17 protein-coding genes, 1 tRNA gene and 1 pseudogene are annotated in these 18,396 nt (G+C 71.1%); 10 read left to right on the forward strand and 9 right to left on the reverse strand.

What is annotated here, in order from left to right; translation table 11 throughout:
- Positions 1-96: 96 nt before the first annotated feature.
- A pseudogene (locus HHL28_RS14670) lies at positions 97-1,189 on the reverse strand (MBL fold metallo-hydrolase).
- Positions 1,190-1,552: 363 nt separating this feature from the next.
- Here HHL28_RS14670 and HHL28_RS14675 point away from each other — a divergent pair.
- The 3 genes from HHL28_RS14675 (at position 1,553) to HHL28_RS14685 (ending at position 3,255) form a co-directional block, all read left to right on the forward strand.
- On the forward strand, positions 1,553-1,879 hold the full coding sequence (locus HHL28_RS14675) for a hypothetical protein (RefSeq protein WP_169655361.1): 327 nt from the start codon (positions 1,553-1,555) through the stop codon (positions 1,877-1,879).
- A 165-nt stretch (positions 1,880-2,044) separates the two neighbouring features.
- Positions 2,045-2,752 carry a M10 family metallopeptidase C-terminal domain-containing protein gene (locus tag HHL28_RS14680; protein ID WP_169655363.1) on the forward strand — a complete coding sequence of 236 codons (708 nt, stop codon included), beginning with the start codon at positions 2,045-2,047 and terminating at the stop codon, positions 2,750-2,752.
- 80 nt (positions 2,753-2,832) lie between these two features.
- Entirely contained in the window at positions 2,833-3,255 is a 423-nt protein-coding gene (locus HHL28_RS14685) for a hypothetical protein (RefSeq protein WP_169655366.1), read from the forward strand.
- 341 nt (positions 3,256-3,596) lie between these two features.
- On the opposite strand, the gene HHL28_RS14690 is transcribed toward HHL28_RS14685, so the two are convergent.
- The 5 genes from HHL28_RS14690 to HHL28_RS14710 all read right to left on the reverse strand — a co-directional run bounded on the left by HHL28_RS14690 (position 3,597) and on the right by HHL28_RS14710 (position 8,631).
- Positions 3,597-3,863, reverse strand: a complete 267-nt coding sequence (locus HHL28_RS14690; RefSeq protein ID WP_075771409.1) for a hypothetical protein — start codon at positions 3,861-3,863, stop codon at positions 3,597-3,599.
- A 66-nt stretch (positions 3,864-3,929) separates the two neighbouring features.
- Positions 3,930-4,745, reverse strand: a complete 816-nt coding sequence (locus HHL28_RS14695; RefSeq protein WP_169655368.1) for an endonuclease/exonuclease/phosphatase family protein — start codon at positions 4,743-4,745, stop codon at positions 3,930-3,932.
- A gap of 479 nt (positions 4,746-5,224) precedes the next feature.
- Positions 5,225-5,794, reverse strand: coding sequence for a DJ-1/PfpI family protein (locus tag HHL28_RS14700; protein WP_075771408.1), 570 nt, complete (start codon positions 5,792-5,794; stop codon positions 5,225-5,227).
- A gap of 414 nt (positions 5,795-6,208) precedes the next feature.
- A complete protein-coding gene (locus HHL28_RS14705; RefSeq protein WP_083699144.1) occupies positions 6,209-6,718 on the reverse strand; it encodes a GNAT family N-acetyltransferase in 510 nt (169 codons plus the stop codon).
- A 257-nt stretch (positions 6,719-6,975) separates the two neighbouring features.
- Positions 6,976-8,631, reverse strand: coding sequence for a long-chain-fatty-acid--CoA ligase (locus HHL28_RS14710; protein WP_075771407.1), 1,656 nt, complete (start codon positions 8,629-8,631; stop codon positions 6,976-6,978).
- Positions 8,632-8,819: 188 nt separating this feature from the next.
- Between HHL28_RS14710 and HHL28_RS14715 the strand changes: the two genes are divergently transcribed.
- The 6 genes from HHL28_RS14715 to HHL28_RS14740 all read left to right on the forward strand — a co-directional run bounded on the left by HHL28_RS14715 (position 8,820) and on the right by HHL28_RS14740 (position 15,575).
- Positions 8,820-11,120, forward strand: coding sequence for a hybrid sensor histidine kinase/response regulator (locus tag HHL28_RS14715; protein ID WP_075771406.1), 2,301 nt, complete (start codon positions 8,820-8,822; stop codon positions 11,118-11,120).
- Between the two features lie 62 nt (positions 11,121-11,182).
- Complete coding sequence (locus HHL28_RS14720; protein WP_075771405.1) at positions 11,183-11,503, forward strand: hypothetical protein; 321 nt, start codon at positions 11,183-11,185, stop codon at positions 11,501-11,503.
- Positions 11,504-11,591: 88 nt separating this feature from the next.
- Complete coding sequence (locus HHL28_RS14725; RefSeq protein ID WP_169655370.1) at positions 11,592-12,170, forward strand: CDP-alcohol phosphatidyltransferase family protein; 579 nt, start codon at positions 11,592-11,594, stop codon at positions 12,168-12,170.
- 224 nt (positions 12,171-12,394) lie between these two features.
- Entirely contained in the window at positions 12,395-13,486 is a 1,092-nt protein-coding gene (gene ribA / locus HHL28_RS14730; protein ID WP_404325867.1) for a GTP cyclohydrolase II, read from the forward strand.
- Positions 13,487-13,796: 310 nt separating this feature from the next.
- A complete protein-coding gene (locus HHL28_RS14735; RefSeq protein ID WP_075771402.1) occupies positions 13,797-14,795 on the forward strand; it encodes a hypothetical protein in 999 nt (332 codons plus the stop codon).
- 135 nt (positions 14,796-14,930) lie between these two features.
- Positions 14,931-15,575 carry an endonuclease V gene (locus HHL28_RS14740; protein ID WP_404325869.1) on the forward strand — a complete coding sequence of 215 codons (645 nt, stop codon included), beginning with the start codon at positions 14,931-14,933 and terminating at the stop codon, positions 15,573-15,575.
- 57 nt (positions 15,576-15,632) lie between these two features.
- Here HHL28_RS14740 and HHL28_RS14745 read toward each other — a convergent pair whose 3' ends face one another.
- Positions 15,633-15,866 carry a PilZ domain-containing protein gene (locus tag HHL28_RS14745; RefSeq protein WP_169655372.1) on the reverse strand — a complete coding sequence of 78 codons (234 nt, stop codon included), beginning with the start codon at positions 15,864-15,866 and terminating at the stop codon, positions 15,633-15,635.
- A 312-nt stretch (positions 15,867-16,178) separates the two neighbouring features.
- Positions 16,179-16,255: transfer RNA gene (locus tag HHL28_RS14750), tRNA-Arg, on the reverse strand.
- Between the two features lie 156 nt (positions 16,256-16,411).
- On the opposite strand from HHL28_RS14750, the gene HHL28_RS14755 reads away from it, so the two are divergent.
- A complete protein-coding gene (locus HHL28_RS14755; protein ID WP_075771399.1) occupies positions 16,412-17,239 on the forward strand; it encodes an SDR family oxidoreductase in 828 nt (275 codons plus the stop codon).
- A gap of 212 nt (positions 17,240-17,451) precedes the next feature.
- Here HHL28_RS14755 and HHL28_RS14760 read toward each other — a convergent pair whose 3' ends face one another.
- Positions 17,452-18,180 carry an NAD-dependent epimerase/dehydratase family protein gene (locus tag HHL28_RS14760; protein WP_404325872.1) on the reverse strand — a complete coding sequence of 243 codons (729 nt, stop codon included), beginning with the start codon at positions 18,178-18,180 and terminating at the stop codon, positions 17,452-17,454.
- Positions 18,181-18,396 lie beyond the last annotated feature (216 nt).

Genomic DNA, 18,396 nt, shown 5'->3' on the forward strand with positions numbered 1-18,396 from the left:
GGGTTCGGCTGGCGCCTCACCCCGACCTACGATGGCGCCGTAGGTCGGGGTGACCATCGGGAACCCCGACATTCCCCGGTACCGTCGGTCGTCGGGTCAACCGCCCACCGCGATCTCCAGCGTCTGGCCGAAGTCCAGGGTGGTGAAGGAGTCTTCGGCCAGGCCCTTGGCGGCGCGGGCGGTGGCCAGGTCCCGCAGGGGGGCGTCCATGGCCTCGTCCGTCAGGTCGCGGAAGGTTCCGAAATGCTTGCCGATGCTGCGGCCGGGGTTCAGGTCCAGGTGGGCCTGCACCGCGTCCTCCGGGTTCATGTGGGCCACGCGCATGAACCAGCGCGGCTCATAGGCGCCGATGGGCAGCAGGGCCAGGTCGAGGCGGGGGAAGCGCTGGGCCACTTCCCGGAAATGGGGGCAATAGCCCGTGTCGCCGGCGAAATAGACGGTGGCCCCGCCAGCCTGGATCATGAAGCCGCCCCAGGGCCTTGTTGCGGTCGAAGATGCCCCGGGCGGAGAAATGCTGCGCCGGGGTATAGGTGACCGTGGCGCCGCCCACCCCCACCGACTGCCACCAGTCCAGCTCGGTGATGCGGGAGAGGCCCGCCTGCCCCAGCAGGGCGCCGTTGCCCAGGCCGGTGACCACGGCCGGGTCCCACAGGGCCTTGACCTGTTCCAGCGTGTCCAGGTCAAGGTGGTCATAGTGGTTGTGGCTGACCAGCAGCACGTCCACCTTGGGCAGGGCGGACAGGGGCTGGCCGGGGTCGCGCACCCGGCGGGGGCCGGCGAAGCCGACGGGGCTGGCCCGTTCCGAATAGACCGGGTCGGTCAGGAAAGCCACCCCGCCCACCTGCACCAGGAAGGTGGCATGGCCGATGAAGGTGGCGGTGACCTTGTCAGGCCCGACCTTGGCCGGCGCCGGGTAGGGTGTGTTTTCCACCCGGTCGGGCCAGGGCTGCTTGTCCCGGCTGGTCATCCAGCGCAGTACCTGGCCGAAGGAACGGTCGCTGTCCGGCACCACGTTGAAGAAGCGTTCCCCATCCGAATGGTCGGAAACGGGGAAGCGGGTGGCCCGCCGCGCAGCACCCGCCGCCGGGGGCACCGTGGCGGCGGCCCCGTCGGCCCGGGCCAGCACCGGGACGGCCGCCGCCCCGCCCGCCAGCAGCTTCAAGGCCCGCCGCCTGTCCATCCAACCCATCCTGCACCCCGTCCGATATCGGTCCCTGCATAGATAAGGGCCTGACGCGCCGGGACCAGGGGTCGGCGGGTGAACGGTTCAGGTGGAAGAACCGATAAAATCCTGTCCGATAAATTGGCGTGGGCCTAGGACCATGGCGACTCAGGACGACCCCCAACGCGCCGGAACCACCCGCCTGGGTCCTGGCAACCGGATATGTGCGTTCGCCAATGTGCCCCCAGCTTCCGTGGGGGCATTGGGGGAGGGTCGGGGTGGTGGCACCGGGTTTCTTCGTCGCGTTCCGGGCCGCATTCCCCGCCGCCCGGCAGGTCCCCGCGGGGGTCAGGAAAACAAACAAACCAACCTGATCGGGGAAACGTCACTATGGGCCACAGCGCCATTTCCGGTAATCCCATCCTGGACAAGGTCCGCGAGACGGACTGGCCGAGCATGCCCACCCTGTCCGCATCCGCCGACGGGGCCGCGGGCACCACCATCAACGACAAGCCCGTCTGGTCCGTGGACAAGATCTCCGCCTACCTGAACCGCAGCGGCTATAGCTGGGACGTGGGCAAGAACGGGACGATCACCTACGGGTTCTTCACGGACAAGAGCCAGCTCGGCGCCGCCTATGCCGACGCCGACCAGCCGGAACCGCCGGGCTTCACCCCTTCAGCGAGGCACAGAAGCAGGCCACCCGCTACGCGCTGAGCCTGTGGGACGACATCATCGCGCCGGACTTCAAGGAGACGGCGGACATGGGGCGGCGCAGTTGCGCTATGCCAACACCATTTCCGGCCCCGCGCAGGCCTGGGCGTACCTGCCCTTCACCAAGGACCCCGGCATCCCGACCAGTACAAGCCCCTGGCGGGGGACGTGTGGGTCAACCCGGCCCAGGCCAGCAACCTGCAACTGGACGAGGGGGAGTACGGGCTGCTGACCCTGGTGCATGAGTCCGGCCACGCCCTGGGCCTGTCCCACCCGGGCGAGTACAATTACAGCGACGGCATCCCCCTGACCTACAAGGGGCTGGCGGAGTATTACCAGGACAGCCTGCAATACTCGGTCATGTCCTATTGGGGCGCGCATGAGACGGGGGCCGGCCATATCGACTGGCAGAACCTGATCTTCAAGTACGCGGCCACGCCGCTGGTCCACGACATCGCCGCCATGCAGCGCATCTATGGGGCGGAGACGACGACCCGCACCGGCGACACGGTGTACGGCTTCAACAGCACCGCCAACCGCGAGGCCTTCGACTTCACCAAGAACAAGCTGCCCATCGTCGCCATCTGGGACGCGGGCGGCAACGACACGCTGGACCTGAGCGGCTGGGACACCCCCAGCACCATCGACCTGAACCCCGGCGCCTTCAGCAGCGGCGGTGGCATCCAGGACCTGCCGGCCACCGTGTCCAAGGAGCTGGCAGCCCGCTATGGCGCCACCACGGGCCTGCTGCGGGACAACATCTCCATCGCCTATGGCGCCACCATCGAGAACGCGGTGGGCGGCGGCGGCAACGACCGGATCAGCGGCAATGCCGTGGCCAACAGCCTGACCGGCGGGGCGGGGATGACATCCTGAACGGCCGCGGTGGCAACGACACCCTGCTGGGCGGCGCGGGCAAGGACCGGCTGATCGGCGGGACGGGCCAGGACCGCTATGTGGGCGGCGCCGGGGACGACGTGTTCGTCTTCGACAGCATCGCCGCGGACGGCACCGGCGGCAAGGGCAAGAACAGCACCCTGCTGGACGTGGTGATGGACTTCGACCAGGACGGCGACGACGTGCTGGACTTCACCACCCTGGACGCCAACACCCTGCTGGACGGGTTGCAGGCTTTCACCCTGATCGGGTCGAAGAACTTCACCGGGGCCGGCCAGCTGCGCGTCTATGGGGCCGGCAGCCACGACATGGACTTCGACCTGGGCCGCTTCCACGCCCGGCCGGACCAGGCGGTGGGCGGCGGCACCACCTATGTCGCCGGCAACGTGGACGGGGACAACAAGGCGGACTTCGTCATCAAGCTGGTGGGCGTGTCGTCCCTGAACGCGGACGACTTCCTGCTGGGCACGGCGAGCGCGTAAGGCGGTTGGCCGGAGGCGGCCCTGGGGTGGACCCGGGGCCGCCTCCGGCCGCGCGGCCGGTGACAAAGCTGACCTTAAGGTGACCGAAGGTGACGCTTAAGGTGACGCGTGTCTCATCCAGGGTGTTGGGATCATTGGGGTTTCGGGCTTAAGGAGACAAAGGAGACCGGGTCTCGACCACGTCACCTTTGTCTCCTTAAGCGCCGGCCGACAGGGCCGGGGAATCGGGCGGGCGTTCACCATGGCCAAGAACCGGCAGGCCCCCAGGGGGAAGGCGTGCGGCATCATCATGGCAACGATTAGGAATTTTGTCCATTGGGGCGAAGGCCCCACCCGGCCGCTCAATCGTCCGGATACAATCCCCGTTCCGCCTCCAGCGCCTTCAGCCGGGCCTCCAGCGCCTCGGAGCCTTTGGCGGCCAGGTCGCGCAGGTCGCGCAGCAGGGGCACGGCCTGGGCGCGCAGGTCGGGGGTGGGGAGCGTGGACTCCGCCTGCTCCGCCAGTTTGACGATGGACAGTTCCAACTCCACCAGCCGTTCCAGCCCCTGGCGCAGGGCCACCAGGTCCATGCCGGCGCAAGGGTCGTCGTCGAGGATGGGGTCGGCCATGGGGCACCGGCGGCGGCGGGACGGGTGGGGTAACGGCCCTGCCCCGCGCGGCGTTCCCAAAGGGGCCTAATCCGCCGCCGCGGCCCGGGCCAGGGGCGGGACGCCGATGCGGGCGCGGACGGGCAAATGGTCGCTGGCCCGGCGGGTCAGGGCGTTGCGCACCACGTCATAGCCGGCCAGGTGCAGGTCGGGGGAGATGAAGATCCGGTCCAGCCGCAGGGTGGGCAGGCGGGCATGGAAGCTGCGCGGGGCGGCGCAGTCCGGCAGCCGCTCGAACAGGCGGCGCAGGCGGGGGGCGTTGGGCCGCCACTCGTTCAGGTCACCCATGAAGACGGTGGGCGTGGGCGGGCGGGCCTGCACGAAGTCCAGGATGCGGCTGACCTGGGCGTTGCGTTCCCACGGGTCCAGGCCCAGATGGGCGACGATCACCCGCACCGGGGCGCCGGACACGTCCAGCAGGGCGGCCAGGGCGCCGCGCGGTTCCCGAACCGGCAGGGACAGGTCCAGCGGTTCCACCTCCAGCACGGGCAGGCGCGTCAGCAGGGCGTTGCCGTAATGGGCGGTGCGATGGTGCTTGGTGGGGCCGGCCAGGGCCTTGTAGCCGGTGGCCTGTTCCAGGAAGGCGAACTGGTCGATGCCCTGCTCCCCGCGGTGGTGCCAGCCCACCTCCTGCAGGCCCACCACGTCCACCTCCAGCCCCCGGATGACGGCGGCGATGCGGTCGGGGGCGAAGCGGGCGTCGATCCCCACGCAGGAATGGATGTTCCAGGTGGCGATGGACAGGGGGGCCCAGCCGTCGGGCACCGCCCCTTCCCTGCTGTCCGGCGCCTCTGCCAGGTCTGGCAACTCGGCCGCGCGGCCCCGCCCGGGGCGGAACTGCATCAGGGGTCGGGCCTTGGCGGAAGGGGCATGGGCGGCGGCACCGTGGGGCAGCAGGCAGCGGACAGTCCCGTAAACCCGGCAGCACGGGATTCATCCCCGGCCGGGCACCGGGCCTCTATAACCCAAGAACGGTTCGGCGGGCTATCGGGCCGGGGCGGGATGCGGAAAATTCATGGGCTGTCATGCTGCCGCGCGCAGGCGCGAGCCATATACCCAAGGGTGGGTGCAGGAAACATTCACGGACACACACACAAGGCACGCACGAACACGCACACGGAGAAATGCCTGCGGCGCTCTTTGCCGCGGCCAAGGCGCTGAGACCTTCTTGTGCGTGTCCGTGAGTGGATGGTGCGTGTCCGTGCGTGTTCTTGGCTCTACCCGCCGAAGCAAATGCACGGACCCAGCCCATGAAAAAGGGCGCGGGGGAGAGTGTCCCCCGCGCCCAGCAATTCCTGCGATGCCCCGGACGGGCTTCGCCGTCAGGCCGCCTGCTTGCGCTGCTCCACCGCCTGCACGAACACCTTGGTCATGGTGTCGATGAAGTCGGCCAGGTTCTCCTGGTCCTTGGCGGTGACCAGGAAGCGGTCGGTGACGATGGCGTCCTCCGACAGCTTGGCGCCGGCAGCCTCCAGGGCGGCGTGGGCGGACTCCGCGGCGGTCACGGTGCGGCCCTTGGCGCGCTCCGCCACGGCCAGCAGCTCCACGCCCTTGCCGATGGCGGCGACGCCCTTGCCGGCGTCCATGAAGCTGCCGATGATGCGGCGGGTATGGGGGTTGTTGGCCAGCTTGGCCACCGAGCGGTCACCGCCCGGCAGGACCAGCAGGTCGAAGTCGGCAGCCAGCACGTCACCCACATGCTTGTCGGTGGGGAAGTAGTGGCCCCAGGCGGCGCCATGCCACCCATTCACCAGACCCTGCTCCGGCGAGATGATCTTCGGCGCGGCACCCTGCTTCAGCAGGGCGCGCTGCGGCTCGGTCATCTCCAGCTCCTCGAACCCGTTGGCGACGAGGATGGCGACGGTCTTCCCGGCGAGCGGCTGATCGGTCAATGTTTGTCTCCTTATGGTTGGTCCGGCGGCATCGAGGGGTGCCCGTCCCGGGGACGGGTACCCGGGCGGCGCGAGGCGGTGGGCCACCCGCCACCCGGCAACGAACGCCGGACGCGCGGTCAAAGGTCCGATGCCTCAGCCGCCCTGCGGCGGTCGAGTCCGGCCGCCCCGGGCGGGACGGCCGATGGTGAGGCGCCCCCGGCGGGTTGGCGCGGCGGGGTGCGGTTTCACGGGTTGTTCAGCATCGGCGGCTAATTGGCCCTTCAAGCCGCTTAGGTCAATCCTCATTTCGGGTAGACCAGCCATCGGCTGATGTTCGGTCGCATGGACAGGCCGCCCGATACCTACCCCCGGATGGGGGAAGGACAAGGGCGAAAGCGGGCTGCCTACCCCGGAAGGGACCGGGCGGGATGCTCAGCCGCCCCAGCCATAGACCACGTCCATCCCCACCTCTGCCACCGGGCGGAAGCCGGCGCGGTAGAGCAGCCAGCGGGCGGGGCTGTCATAGAAGACGGCCATGCGCACGCCCCGCCCCGCGTCACCCGCCGCGGCGCAGGCGGCGGCCAGGATCTCTCCGCCGGTGCCCTGGCCACGGCGGGCGGGCAGCACCGCCATGTCCAGCAAGGCCAGGGTGGTGGGGTGGGTCCAGTCCGCCAGCAGGGTACCCACCGGCTCCCCGCCGCGGGTCACCACCAGTTCCTGGGCCCTTGGATACCTGCGGGCATGCTGGGCACGGCGGCCATCCACGTGCAGGGCCACCATCACCGCGCGCACGGCGGCCGGGGCGTGCCGCAACGTGTCCTCCACGTCGGCGGTGACCAGGGCACGGATGAAGGCCCGGTCTTCGGGACCCGCCACATGGGCGGCCAGCACCCCGCGGGCGGCGAGGACGGCACGGAACTGGTCGAGGAAGGTCGCTGTCATCCGGGGCGGCCGCAGCTTTCCACCGCGAAAGACCCACGGCGGTTCCACCCTGCTTCTATATCGGATTAACCGGTTTGCGCTGTGAAGTGGTTCACAACACCGACACACACGAAAATAGATGGGCCGGGCGCCCCGGGACGCCCGGCCCTTATCCGGTGCGCGCTTATGCCAAGGGCCGTTGACCGTGACCGGTCAACGGCCCCCTCGGGCGACGGCCTGCCTCCAGGCGCATGGGTCGCCAACCCATGCGCCTGGTGTTACTCCGCCGCTTCCTGCGCGCCGGGCAGGCGGTAGGTGGCGAAGCGCTTCCGCAGCTCCGTCTTCAGCAGCTTGCCGGTGGCGGTGTGGGGCAGGTCCGGCACGAAGACGATGTCGTCCGGCAGCCACCATTTGGCGACATGCTGTTCCAGGTAGGCCATCAGCTCGTCCCGGGTGGCCTCATGCCCCTGGCGCAGCACCAGGACCAGCAGGGGGCGTTCCTGCCACTTGGGATGGGGCACGCCGACCACGGCGGCTTCCTGCACCGCCGGGTGGCTCATGGCCGCGTTCTCCAGGTCGATGGAGCTGATCCACTCCCCACCCGACTTGATCACGTCCTTGGCCCGGTCGACGATGGCCATGGCGCCGTTCTCGTCAATGGTCGCCACGTCGCCGGTCTTGAACCAGCCATCCTCGGTGAAAGCGCCGGCGCTGGCCGCCGCGTCGTTGTAGTAGCCGCTGGTGATCCAGGGCCCGCGCACCACCAGCTCCCCGTAGGAAACGCCGTCGCGCGGCACCTCCGCCCCGTCGGGGCCGACCACCTTCATCTCCACGCCATAGAGGGCGCGGCCGGCCTTCAGCTTGGCGTCGTGCTGCTGGGCAACCGGCAACTTGGCCTGTTCCGGCGTCAGGGCGCCGACGGTGCCCACGGGGCTCATCTCCGTCATGCCCCAGCCCTGGACGCAGGTGACGCCGTGGGTCAGCTCGAACTCCTCCAGCATGGCCCGCGGCAGGGCGGAGCCGCCGACGGTGACGGACTTCAGGGTGGAGAACCGGGCCCCCGCCTGGCGCATGTGGGCCAGCAGCCCCAGCCAGACCGTTGGCACGCCGGAGGAGACGGTCACCGCCTCCTGCTCCATCAGCTCATAGACGCTCTTGCCGTCCAGCTTCGGACCCGGCAGCACCAGGTTGGCGCCGACGATGGCAGCGGCGTAGGGGTAGCCCCAGGCGTTGGCGTGGAACAAGGGCACCACCACCAGGGCCGTGTCGTCGGCCCGCACCGTGATGCCCGGCGCCGTCAGGAAGCCATAGGCGTGCAGCACCGAGGAACGGTGGGAATACAGCACGCCCTTGGGGTTGCCCGTGGTGCCCGAGGTGTAGCAGAGGCCGCAGGCCGTGTTCTCATCGAACTCCGCGAAGTCGTAAGTACCGGGCTTGCCCTGCATCAGCGTCTCATAGCAGTGCAGGGTGGGGATGGCGCTCTGGGCCGGCATCAGCTCCGGCCGGGTCATCAGCACCACACCCTTCACGCCGGTGAAGTTGGGCCACAGCCGCTCCACCAGGGGCAGGAACATGGGGTCCACGAACAGCCAGTCATCCTGGGCGTGGTTGACGATGTAGGTGATCTGTTCCGGGAACAGGCGCGGGTTGATGGTGTGGCAGACGGCACCGATGCCGGGCACGGCGTAGTAGAGTTCCAGGTGTCGGTGGTCGTTCCAGGCGATGGTGCCCACCCGATCCCCCGGCTTCACCCCAAGCTCCGCCAGCACGTGGGCCAGCTGCTGCACCCGGTCCCAGGCATCGCGCCAGGTGTAACGGTGCGGGGCCTCCGCGGCGAAGCGGGACGCGATCGTGCCGCCGCCATGGGTCTGCGCCGCATGGCGCAACAGGCCCGTGGTCAGCAGGGGGCGGTCCATCATCAAGCCACGCAGCATCAGCGATTTCCTCCCGGTTGTCGTTCGGCCGGCTTGCCCTGTCGCGGGTGCCGCGCCCTTTGTTCTGGCCTACGGTACTACGTGGCCCCGGCCTGCGGCAAATTCCAGGCGGGGGATGTCCCGCACTTCCCCTTTGGCGCAGACTCTTTAATGATGTGCGTACGGTTGTGGTCAGGGGGACGGGCGGGATGGTCAATGTCGCGGGCGTCACCGATCCGGCAGCGCCGGGCCGCCTGTCGGCCCGCACGGGGGAGTTCGCCGCCGCGCAGGAGGAAGAGGCGTTCCTGCAGGCCACCTGGCCGGCCGTGCGCGTGTCGCTGCGGGCGGCCTGCGTCTTCTTCTGCGTGCTGTACCTGGCCCTGGGTTTCCGCGACTACGCCCAGGTGGGATGGTCCTCGGCCCTGGCCTTCATGCTGGCCTGCCGGGTGACCTTGGCCGCCTATGCCGTCCTGCCGGTGTCCCTGACCTACCGCCCGGATTACCCGCCCGAGGTGCGGACCCTGTCGGTGGGGTTCCTGTGGCTGGCCCTGGCCATGATCCTGCTGGTGGCGGAGGCGCGGGGCGGGACCAGCGCCCTGGAGGTGGGCATCGGCCTGTGCATGCTGCTGCTGTTGCAGACCGTGGCCATGCCCCTGCAGTTCCGGGAGGCGGTGCTGTCGTCCGTGGTGCTGGTGGCGGGCAGCCTGGCCTATCTGGCGCTGCGGGAGGGGCTGCCCTGGGGCAGCGTGGCGGCCCTGGGCGGGCTGTTCGCCCTGCTGGCGACGGTGGGGCTGCGGTCGCAGGCCCGCTTGGCCCGGGCCCGGCGGGCGGAATGGGCCCTGGCCCGCAGCCAGCGCGAACTGGCGGAGCGGCTGCGGGCGGAGATGGAACAGCGGGCCGCCGCGGAGGCCGACCTGCGCGACAGCCGGGAGCGGCTGGCCTTGCAGGCCATCCTGCTGCAGGTCCAGCAGGAGGCCTCGCCCGAGGCGGTCCTGGCGGTGGACGGCCAGGGCAAGGTGATGTCCTGGAACGGCCGCTTCCTGGACCTGTGGGGCCTGGCGGCAGAGGAGGTGGAGGGCGCCGATGCATCGGGCCTGCGCCGCAAGCTGCGGGACCGGGTGGACGCGACGCTGCGCGGGGCCGACCTGCTGCCCGCCCGCGACCACAAGGAGGGGCCGGATCTGGTCCTGTCGGATGGGCGGGTGGTGGAGCAGACCTCGGCCGCGCTGGAGGTGCCGGGGCATACGCCGGGCCGGGTGTGGTTCTTCCACGACATGACGGAGCGGGGCCGCGTGGCCGACACGCTGCGCCGGGCCAAGGAGGCGGCGGAGGAGGCCAGCCGGGCCAAGACCGAGTTCCTTGCCATCATGAGCCATGAGATCCGCACCCCCCTGTCGGGGCTGCTGGGCATGCACCGGCTGCTGGCTGCGACCAACCTGGACGCCACCCAACGGGACTGGCTGGCGGCGGCGCAGCAGTCGGGAGAGGTGCTGCTGACCATTGTCAACGACATACTGGATTTCGCCCGGCTGGACGCCGGCGCCGTGACCCTGGCGGAGGAGCCCTTCGACCTGCCGGCCCTGCTGGACGGGGTGGTGCGGCTGTTCCAGGGCCGGGCGGCGGAGAAGGGGCTGGCCCTGGTGGCCGAGCTGCCGCCAGACCTGCCGCAAGTGGTGGTGGGGGACGCCAACCGGCTGCGGCAGGTGCTGCTGAACCTGGTGGGCAACGCGGTGAAGTTCACCCGCCGGGGGGAGGTGCGGCTGGCCGCTTCCGTGACCCGCCAGGGCGGCGGGCGGGTCGCGCTGTTGCTGGAGGTGAGGGACACCGGCATCGGGCTGGCCCCGGACACGCTGGACCGGGTGTTCGACGCCTTCTACCAGGCCGAGCCGGCCAATCCCCAGAACCATGGCGGCACCGGGCTGGGGCTTGCCATCTGCCGCCGGCTGGTGGAGCTGCATGGCGGCCGGATCGGGGTGGAGAGCCGCCCCGGCGAGGGCAGCCGGTTCTGGGTGGAACTGTCCTATGGGCTGGGCGAGCGGGCGGAAGGGGCCGTGCCACGGGGCATGGAGCCGGGCCGGCCCCTGCGCGTGCTGCTGGTGGAGGACAACGACGTCAACCAGAAGCTGGCCGCCACCATGCTGGAGGCCAGCGGCCACCGGGTCTTCATCGCCGGGGACGGGGCCCAGGCCGTGGCCGCCGCCCGGCTGGGCGGGTTCGACGCCGTGCTGATGGACCTTCGCATGCCCACCATGGACGGGCTGGAGGCCACCCGGGTGATCCGCCGGCTGCCCGGCGCGGCGGGACAGGTGCCCATCCTGGCCATGACGGCCAACGCCTTCGACAGCGACCGGGACGCCTGCTTCGCCGCGGGCATGGACGCCTTCCTGCCCAAGCCCTTCAGCCTGGAACAATTGCTGGACATCCTGGCCGTTGCCACCCGCCGCCGGGGGCAGGCCCCGGCCGAGGCCGCCCCCGGGAGTGACAAGGAAGGGGCGCTGCCCGTCGCTTAACCCCCTGGCAAGGGGCTGCTTGCCATCCCTGCCCGCGGGTCCGGCATGCGGGGAGGGCGACGATGCGGTTTCTGGTTCTGGTGATGCTGGCCCTGGCCGCCCTGACCCGGCCCGGATACGGGATGGAGATGGCCGGCGGCCGGGAAGGCCTGTCGCCGCCGGCCCTGGGCGGCTTCGCCGACGGCGGGGAAACGGGCCCGCGCCGACCGCCCCTGCGGGTGCGCTTCGGCGCCTGGCCCCCGGCCTGGGGGCTGGACAAGCCCTGGCTGGGGGTGGTGGTCAACACCCGGTCCGGCCTGACCCTCAGCCTGGAGCAGGCCACGGAGGCCACCCCCCGCGGCGACACCCAGCGCTTCCGCGCAGGTATCACCTTGCCGTTCTGAGCGCGCCGGCCCCCGGGACAGGCCGGCAACCCTGCTATCCCGAAAGGCCGGGGTTGTCGGCGGCGGGGCCGATATCACCTTGGGGTGCATGGATTTCGCCCTGCCCGTCCCCCTGCCCCACCTTCGCCGTGAGGTCACAAGGTCCCTGGCCGTCGCCGGGGTGCTGTTGGCGGCCGTGGGCGCGGGCTTGAGCCTGGGGCTGGGCCTGCCGCCCACCCTGCCGCTGGCCAGCCTGGCGGCCTTCGCCTTCGTCGCCGCCTATGCCCTGTCGGGGCTGGAGGCCCACCGGCGGCCCTGGGGGCCGGCGAACCGGGTGACGCTGCTGCGCGGCGGCATGGCCAGCCTGCTGGCCGGGTTCCTGGCGGTGGGGCCGGTGGCGCCTGCCGTCGCCTGGGGCTTGTGTGTGACGGCCGTCATCGCCCTGGCCCTGGATGGGGTGGATGGATGGCTGGCCCGGCGGCGGGACGTGGCCAGCCCCTATGGCGCCCGCTTCGACATGGAGCTGGACACGCTGCTGACCCTGGTGCTGGCGCTGCTGCTGTGGCGCTGGGGGAGGCGGGGCCCTGGGTGCTGCTGCTGGGCCTGTTGCGGCACCTGTTCGTGCTGGCGGGCCGGGTATGGCCCAGGCTGGCGGCGCCCTTGCCCTTCAGCCAGCGGCGGCGGGTGATCTGCGTGGTGCAGGTGGCCGTGCTGGCCGCCGGCCTGGCCCCGGTGGTGGAACCGCCGCTGACCGGGCTTGCGGCGGGTGCAGCGCTTGCGCTTTTGCTTTTCTCTTTCGCGGTGGATACCGTCTGGCTGGTCCGGCACGGCAGTCCCGCCGCAGACGGACCGGACCATGGGTAGCATGCCACTGGAATTCGCCCCCACCGACCTTGCCCGCCCCTGGACCGGGTGTCCCAGCGCGCCGTGGACAGGGCCCTGTCCGAGCTGCGGCGCGGGGAGCCGGTGGTGCTGGCGGGCGAGGATGGCCGTGCCCTGATCGTGCTGGCGGCGGAGAGCGCGACGAACCAGGGGCTGAACCAGCTGTCATCCCTTGGCGCCGGCACCCCGTCCCTGGCGGTGAGCGGCAACCGCGCCCGGGCCCTGGGATTCGACCTGCCCGCCGGCCAGCCGGTGCTGCTGTCCGCCCCCGGCGGGCTGACGGCGGAGCTGGCGCGGGAACTGGCGGACCCCACCCAGGGCACCGGCACCGACCGCCCCCGCGCCGTGGCCAGCGCCCTGTCGGAGAACGCGGCGGAGGCGGCGGCCACCCTGCTGGCCAAGCTGGCCCGGCTGCTGCCCGCCACCGTGGTGGCCCCCCTGCCAAAGGGCCAGGACGCCCAGGCCTTCGCCAAGCGCCACGACCTGATGGCCGTGACGGCCGCCCAGGTCTGCGACTATCGCCGCCAGTCGGCCAGCACGCTTTACCGCGTGGTGGAGGCCAGCGTGCCGCTGCTGGACGCTGAACAGACCCGCATCGTCGCCTTTCGCCCCAGCGACGGCGGGCCGGAGCACCTGGCCATCGTCATCGGTGAGCCTGCGCCGGGGGAGCCGGTGCTGGCCCGGCTGCATTCCGAGTGCTTCACCGGCGACCTGCTGGGGTCCTTGCGCTGCGACTGCGGCCCCCAGCTGCGCGGCGCCATCCAGGAGATCGCCACCGCCGGCAGCGGCGTGCTGCTGTACCTGGCCCAGGAAGGGCGCGGCATCGGCCTGCTGAACAAGCTGCGCGCCTACAGGCTGCAGGATGGCGGGCTGGACACGGTGGACGCCAACACCGCCCTGGGCTTCGACGCGGACGAGCGGGTCTACCTGCCCGCGGCCAGCATGCTGAAGGGGCTGGGCTTCGCCAGGGTCCGCCTGCTGACCAACAACCCGGATAAGATGGCCCAGCTGGCCCGCTGGGGCGTGGAGGTGGTGGAACGCGTGCCCCATGTCTTCCCGTCGAACGGCCACAACGAGGCCTACCTGCGGGCGAAGGCGGAGCGGTCGGGGCATTTGTTTTGAGCCCCGTTTCCTTCTCCCTGGGGAGAAAGCCTGCCCCGGACTTGACCCGGGGTGGTGCGCCAGCGCCGGATGAGGGGACGGGTTCCTCGACACGGGTGGGTTTGCGTTGGTCTTTACGCCCACCTCCCTCACCCGGCCCGGCCTGACGGCCGGTCCACCCTCTCCCCAAGGAGAGGGAACGGGAATGCCCGGCAGATTCCGCCCAGCCCGGCTTGCGCCCTGTGACATCCGGCGTGCAAGTGCCTGACGCCGCATCTCTCCCGTCCTGGCACGCGGGTTGCAGAACCTCCGCCCAGCCAGGAGGTCCGCCATGTCCATGGGTATCCAGCACCAGCTCAACCGTCCCCAGGGCCGCACTGCCCTGCCGGAGGCGCAGTGGCGTGAGGCGGCGGGGGCGGCGCCCGTGGGCATGGAGACCGGGGTGGCCGAGGCCAAGCCGACCAAATCGGGCAAGGACGAGGGCATGTCCTTCTGGGACCTGCTGGACGTGGTGAACCCGTTGCAGCACATCCCCCTGGTCAACAAGGCCTATCAGGCGATCACCGGCGACACCATCAAGCCGGCGGCCCAGATGGCGGGCAGCGCCCTGTTCTTCGGGCCCATCGGGCTGGCCGTGGCGGCGGCGGACCAGGCCCTGGCCCACCACACGGGCAATGACGCGGTCGGGCACCTGGCCAGCGTCGTCGGCATCGACACGCGGCCGGGCGGGCGGGCGGCCCCGGACCCGGCGGAGGACGACCCCTTCACCGTCACCGCCCCCCGCCCCACCCAGGTGGCGCAGGCGGACCCGGCAGGACTTGCCCAGCCGATCCAGGCCCGGCAGGTGGAGGAGTTGCGCAAGACCCCCGGCGCCAGCGCCGCCGCCATGGCCGCCGCCGGCCTGCCCGGCGCCGCGGCAGCCACCCTGCCAAGCCCGGGCGACGGGGCGGAGGCCAACGTGCTGGCCGCCATGGGCACCCCGGCGGCGCGGGAAAGCGGCCCGAACCAGGGCAAGGGCCTGGCCCAGTACCGGCAGGCCCCGGTGGACGGCAGCGTCCGCCCGAAGCCCCTGCTGCCCAGCGGCCCCGCCCAGGCGGCGACGTTGGAGCGGGCCAGCGTCACGCCCCGGCCAATGGCCCCTAATCCCGCCCCCCAGGCGCCCCCGCAGACGGCGGCGACGGACGCGGCGGCGGAGGCTCCGGCGACACAGCCACAGGCCTGGCCCCCCGGCGGGTCCGCGGCCCTGCCGAAGGAGCTGATCGCCGACATGATGATGATGGCCATGGACAAGTACGAGGCCCAGGCCAAGGCCAGGAAGGCCCCGCAGTGACCGGGGTGGAACCCGGCGCCCCTCGGCGCTATTCCACCGGGGCCCCGTCACCCCTGAGGCCCCCATGGAGTTCCCCCTCGCCCCGACATCCCCGCCGACTGGCTGGCGCCCACCGACCTGAAGCAGGCGGCGGCGGTGCAGCGGGAACTGGCGCGGCGGGTGGTGGCGGAGGGGCCGCCGGGCCCCGTGCGCACCGTGGCTGGGGTGGATGTAAGCAACTTCCCCCGCGACCCCACGGGCCGGGTGTTCGCCGCCGTGGTGCTGCTGGACGCGGGGAGCCTGAAGCCCAGGGCCACCGCCACGGCCATGCGGGTGGCCCCCATCCCCTATGTGCCGGGTTTCCTGGGATTCCGGGAGGTTCCGGCCCTGGTGGCGGCCTTTGCCGGGCTGCCGGAACGGCCGGACCTGGTGCTGGTGGACGGGCACGGGGTCAGCCACCCGCGCGGGCTGGGCATCGCCGCCCACCTGGGCGTGCTGCTGGGCCTGCCCACCATCGGCGTGGCCAAGAGCATCCTGGTGGGGCACCCGGCGGGGGAGCTTCCGCCGGCAAAGGGCGCCACGGTGCCGCTGTCCTGGAACGGGCGGGAGATCGGCACCGTCCTGCGCAGCAAGGACAGGGTGGCTCCGCTCTATGTCTCGATCGGGCACAAGGTCGGCCCGGCCGCGGCACCCGACCTCGTCTTGCGCTGCTGCACGAAGTACCGCCTGCCCGAGCCGACAAGGGCGGCGCATGAGGCGGCCAACGCCTTCCGCCGGCACTGGGCGGCGGAGAACGCTTGACGCGTACCTTCAAGGGTCGGGTGCCGTAGCTTGGCCTCCGGTCCCCGGAAACACGCCCTACCGCTTGCGGCTGCCGAAGAAAGCGAGGCGGACCTGGCCGGGGCTGATGTCCACCACCTCCGCCGCGCGGTCCTCCACCCAGCCCTGGACGCTGACGATCCCCTGGTCGCCCACGGCCAGCCCCTCCGGCCCGGTGACGGCGATACAGGCGCCGGTGCGGGACAGGTTCACCGTCTCCCCCCGCAGCAGCAGGCTGCCCACGGTCAGCAGAGCCGGGCTGCGCACGGGCACGCGGGGAAGCGCCGCCGTTCCCCGGGTGGGGGCCCTTGGGGTTGGGGCGGAGGGGGTCGTCCCGATTGGACAGCCATTCCGCCATGGCGACCCAGCGGTGGCTTTCATCCGGGTCGTCGGTATTGAGCGCCGCCTGCCAGCAGGCCACCAGCTTGGCGTCGAGGGTCGGATAATCGGCCAGGGCGGCCGCGGGCCTGTCTTCCTGGAGTGTCTGCTCGGGCAACACGATCTGCACCCATCCACGGTCCCGTCCCTTTGGACGGTACCCGAGCATGATCCCGAAATCGCGCGCGCGGAAGAGGTAGAATGAGATGGCGTCCCGGAAGGGATTCGAACCCCTGACCTGCGGTTTAGGAAACCGCTGCTCTATCCTGCTGAGCTACCGGGACGCGTGGTCCGCCTTATAGCACGGTCCGCGGCCTTGCACAGCCCTTGATGTCCGCCGCGGACGGGGTGCCCTGTGCCGTTGAGCGCCAGCACCGCTTGCGCTAGGGTCCGCGGCACAAAAGCGGGCACAACGCCCGGACACCAGGGAGGGAAAAGCCATGACCGCGCGCAGCTTGGCGGGCAAGACGCTGTTCATCACCGGGGCCAGCCGGGGCATCGGCAAGGCCATCGCGCTGCGGGCGGCGCAGGACGGGGCCAACGTGGCCATCGCCGCCAAGACCAGCGACCCGCACCCCAAGCTGGAAGGCACCATCTACAGCGCCGCGGCGGAGATCGAGGCTGCGGGTGGTCGGGCCCTGCCCCTCCAGGTGGATATCCGGGAAGAGGAGCAGATCGCCGACGCCGTCGCCAAGACGGTGGAGACCTTCGGCGGCATCGACATCCTGGTGAACAACGCCAGCGCCATCCAGCTGACCGGCACGCTGGAGACGGCCATGAAGCGCTATGACCTGATGCACCAGGTCAACGCCCGCGGCACCTATGCCTGCTCCCAGGCCTGCCTGCCGCACCTGCTGAACGCCCGGAACCCCCACATCCTGAACCTGTCGCCGCCCCTGAACATGGCGCCCCACTGGTTCAAGAACCACGTGGCCTATACCATGGCCAAGTACGGCATGAGCATGTGCGTGCTGGGCATGGCGGAGGAGTTCCGCAAGAAGGGCGTGGGCGTCAACGCCCTGTGGCCCCGCACCGCCATCGCCACCGCCGCCATGAAGATGCTGGGCGGGGGCGAGATCCCCAAGGGCTGCCGCACCGTGGAGATCATGAGCGACGCCGCCTGGTACATCCTGACCAGCGACGCCCGCCAGACCACCGGCAACTTCTTCATCGACGACGAGGTCCTGGCCGCCAACGGCGTCACCGACCTGGACAAGTACGCCCTGGTCCCGGGCGAGCCGCTGATGCCGGACTTCTTCCTGGATTGAGGGGGCTGTCCCTGACGCCTCGTTTCGGTTTGGGCACCAAGTCGCCAGGAAGGATGCGCCGACTGTCTCCAGGCAGGTCGAACGGCGCAGTCCCGTCCCCTCTCCCAGGGGGAGAGGGACAGGGTGAGGGGTTGTACGACCAGGACAGCAGGGCCCTGTCCGCAGGTTCCCCTTGCCGGAGAGGCCCTAACCCCTCTCCCTGTCCCTCCCCCTCAGGGGGAGGGGACGCGGTGGGGCGGTTCGTCTTGAACCACTCTCGGCGGAATGGGCGGTGTGCCCCCCTCACCCCACCCCGCCAACCGCCTGATCCCCCGGTCATGGTGCACCCCGCCCGGCGGCCCCTGCCGCGCGGCGCCCAGGAGCGCGGCGGCGACGGTGTCGGCGGGAATGGGGCGGTAGCGGGCCAGGGGTCCGAGCATCAGGGGTGACAGGGCCGGGGCGGCCAGCATGGCCAGCCGCTCCGCCGGGCGGGATTCCTGCCGCGCCCCCAGCAGCAGGCTGGGGCGGAGGATGTGCAGGGCGGGGAAGCCAAGCATGGCCAAGTCCCGCTCCACCTCCCCCTTGGTGCGCAGGTAGAAGTTCCGGGCGCCCGGGGCGGCATCGACGGAGGAGACGAGGGCGAAGGTCCGCGCCCCCGCCGCGCGGGCCGCCCGGGCGAAGGCCAGCACGGCGCCATGGTCCACGGCGCGGAAGGCTTGCTGTGAGCCCGCCTTGCGGATGGTGGTGCCCAGGGCGCACAGGGCCGCGTCCGGTACGAACCCCGGCGGCAGGGCGGGGTTGACGAAGTCCGCCGGGATCTCCGTGGCCTTCAGGGAGGTGGCGCCGCCGGGCCGTCGCGACAGGCTGACCACCCGGTCCACGTCATCCGCCGCCACCAGCCGCCGCAGCAGCGCCTGCCCCACCAGCCCCGTGCCGCCCGCCACCAGGATCGACAAGCCCATGCCGGACCTCCGCATTTTTCGGGCAGCATAAGGTATTTGCCACCCCGGCGCTGCCTGTTGATCCCGCAACGCACCATGATCCAACCCCGTCCGGGCCATGCGCCCGCCCCATGGAAGAAATGTGACGGCGGGATACCCTTCTCCCAATCTCCGGCTTGACTCCCCTTATACTCTGGGCGAGCATAAGCGCACTAATGCTCATCTAGAGCATAAGTC

The organism is Aerophototrophica crusticola (assembly GCF_012913305.1).
Classification (GTDB): Bacteria; Pseudomonadota; Alphaproteobacteria; order Azospirillales; family Azospirillaceae; genus Niveispirillum; species Niveispirillum crusticola.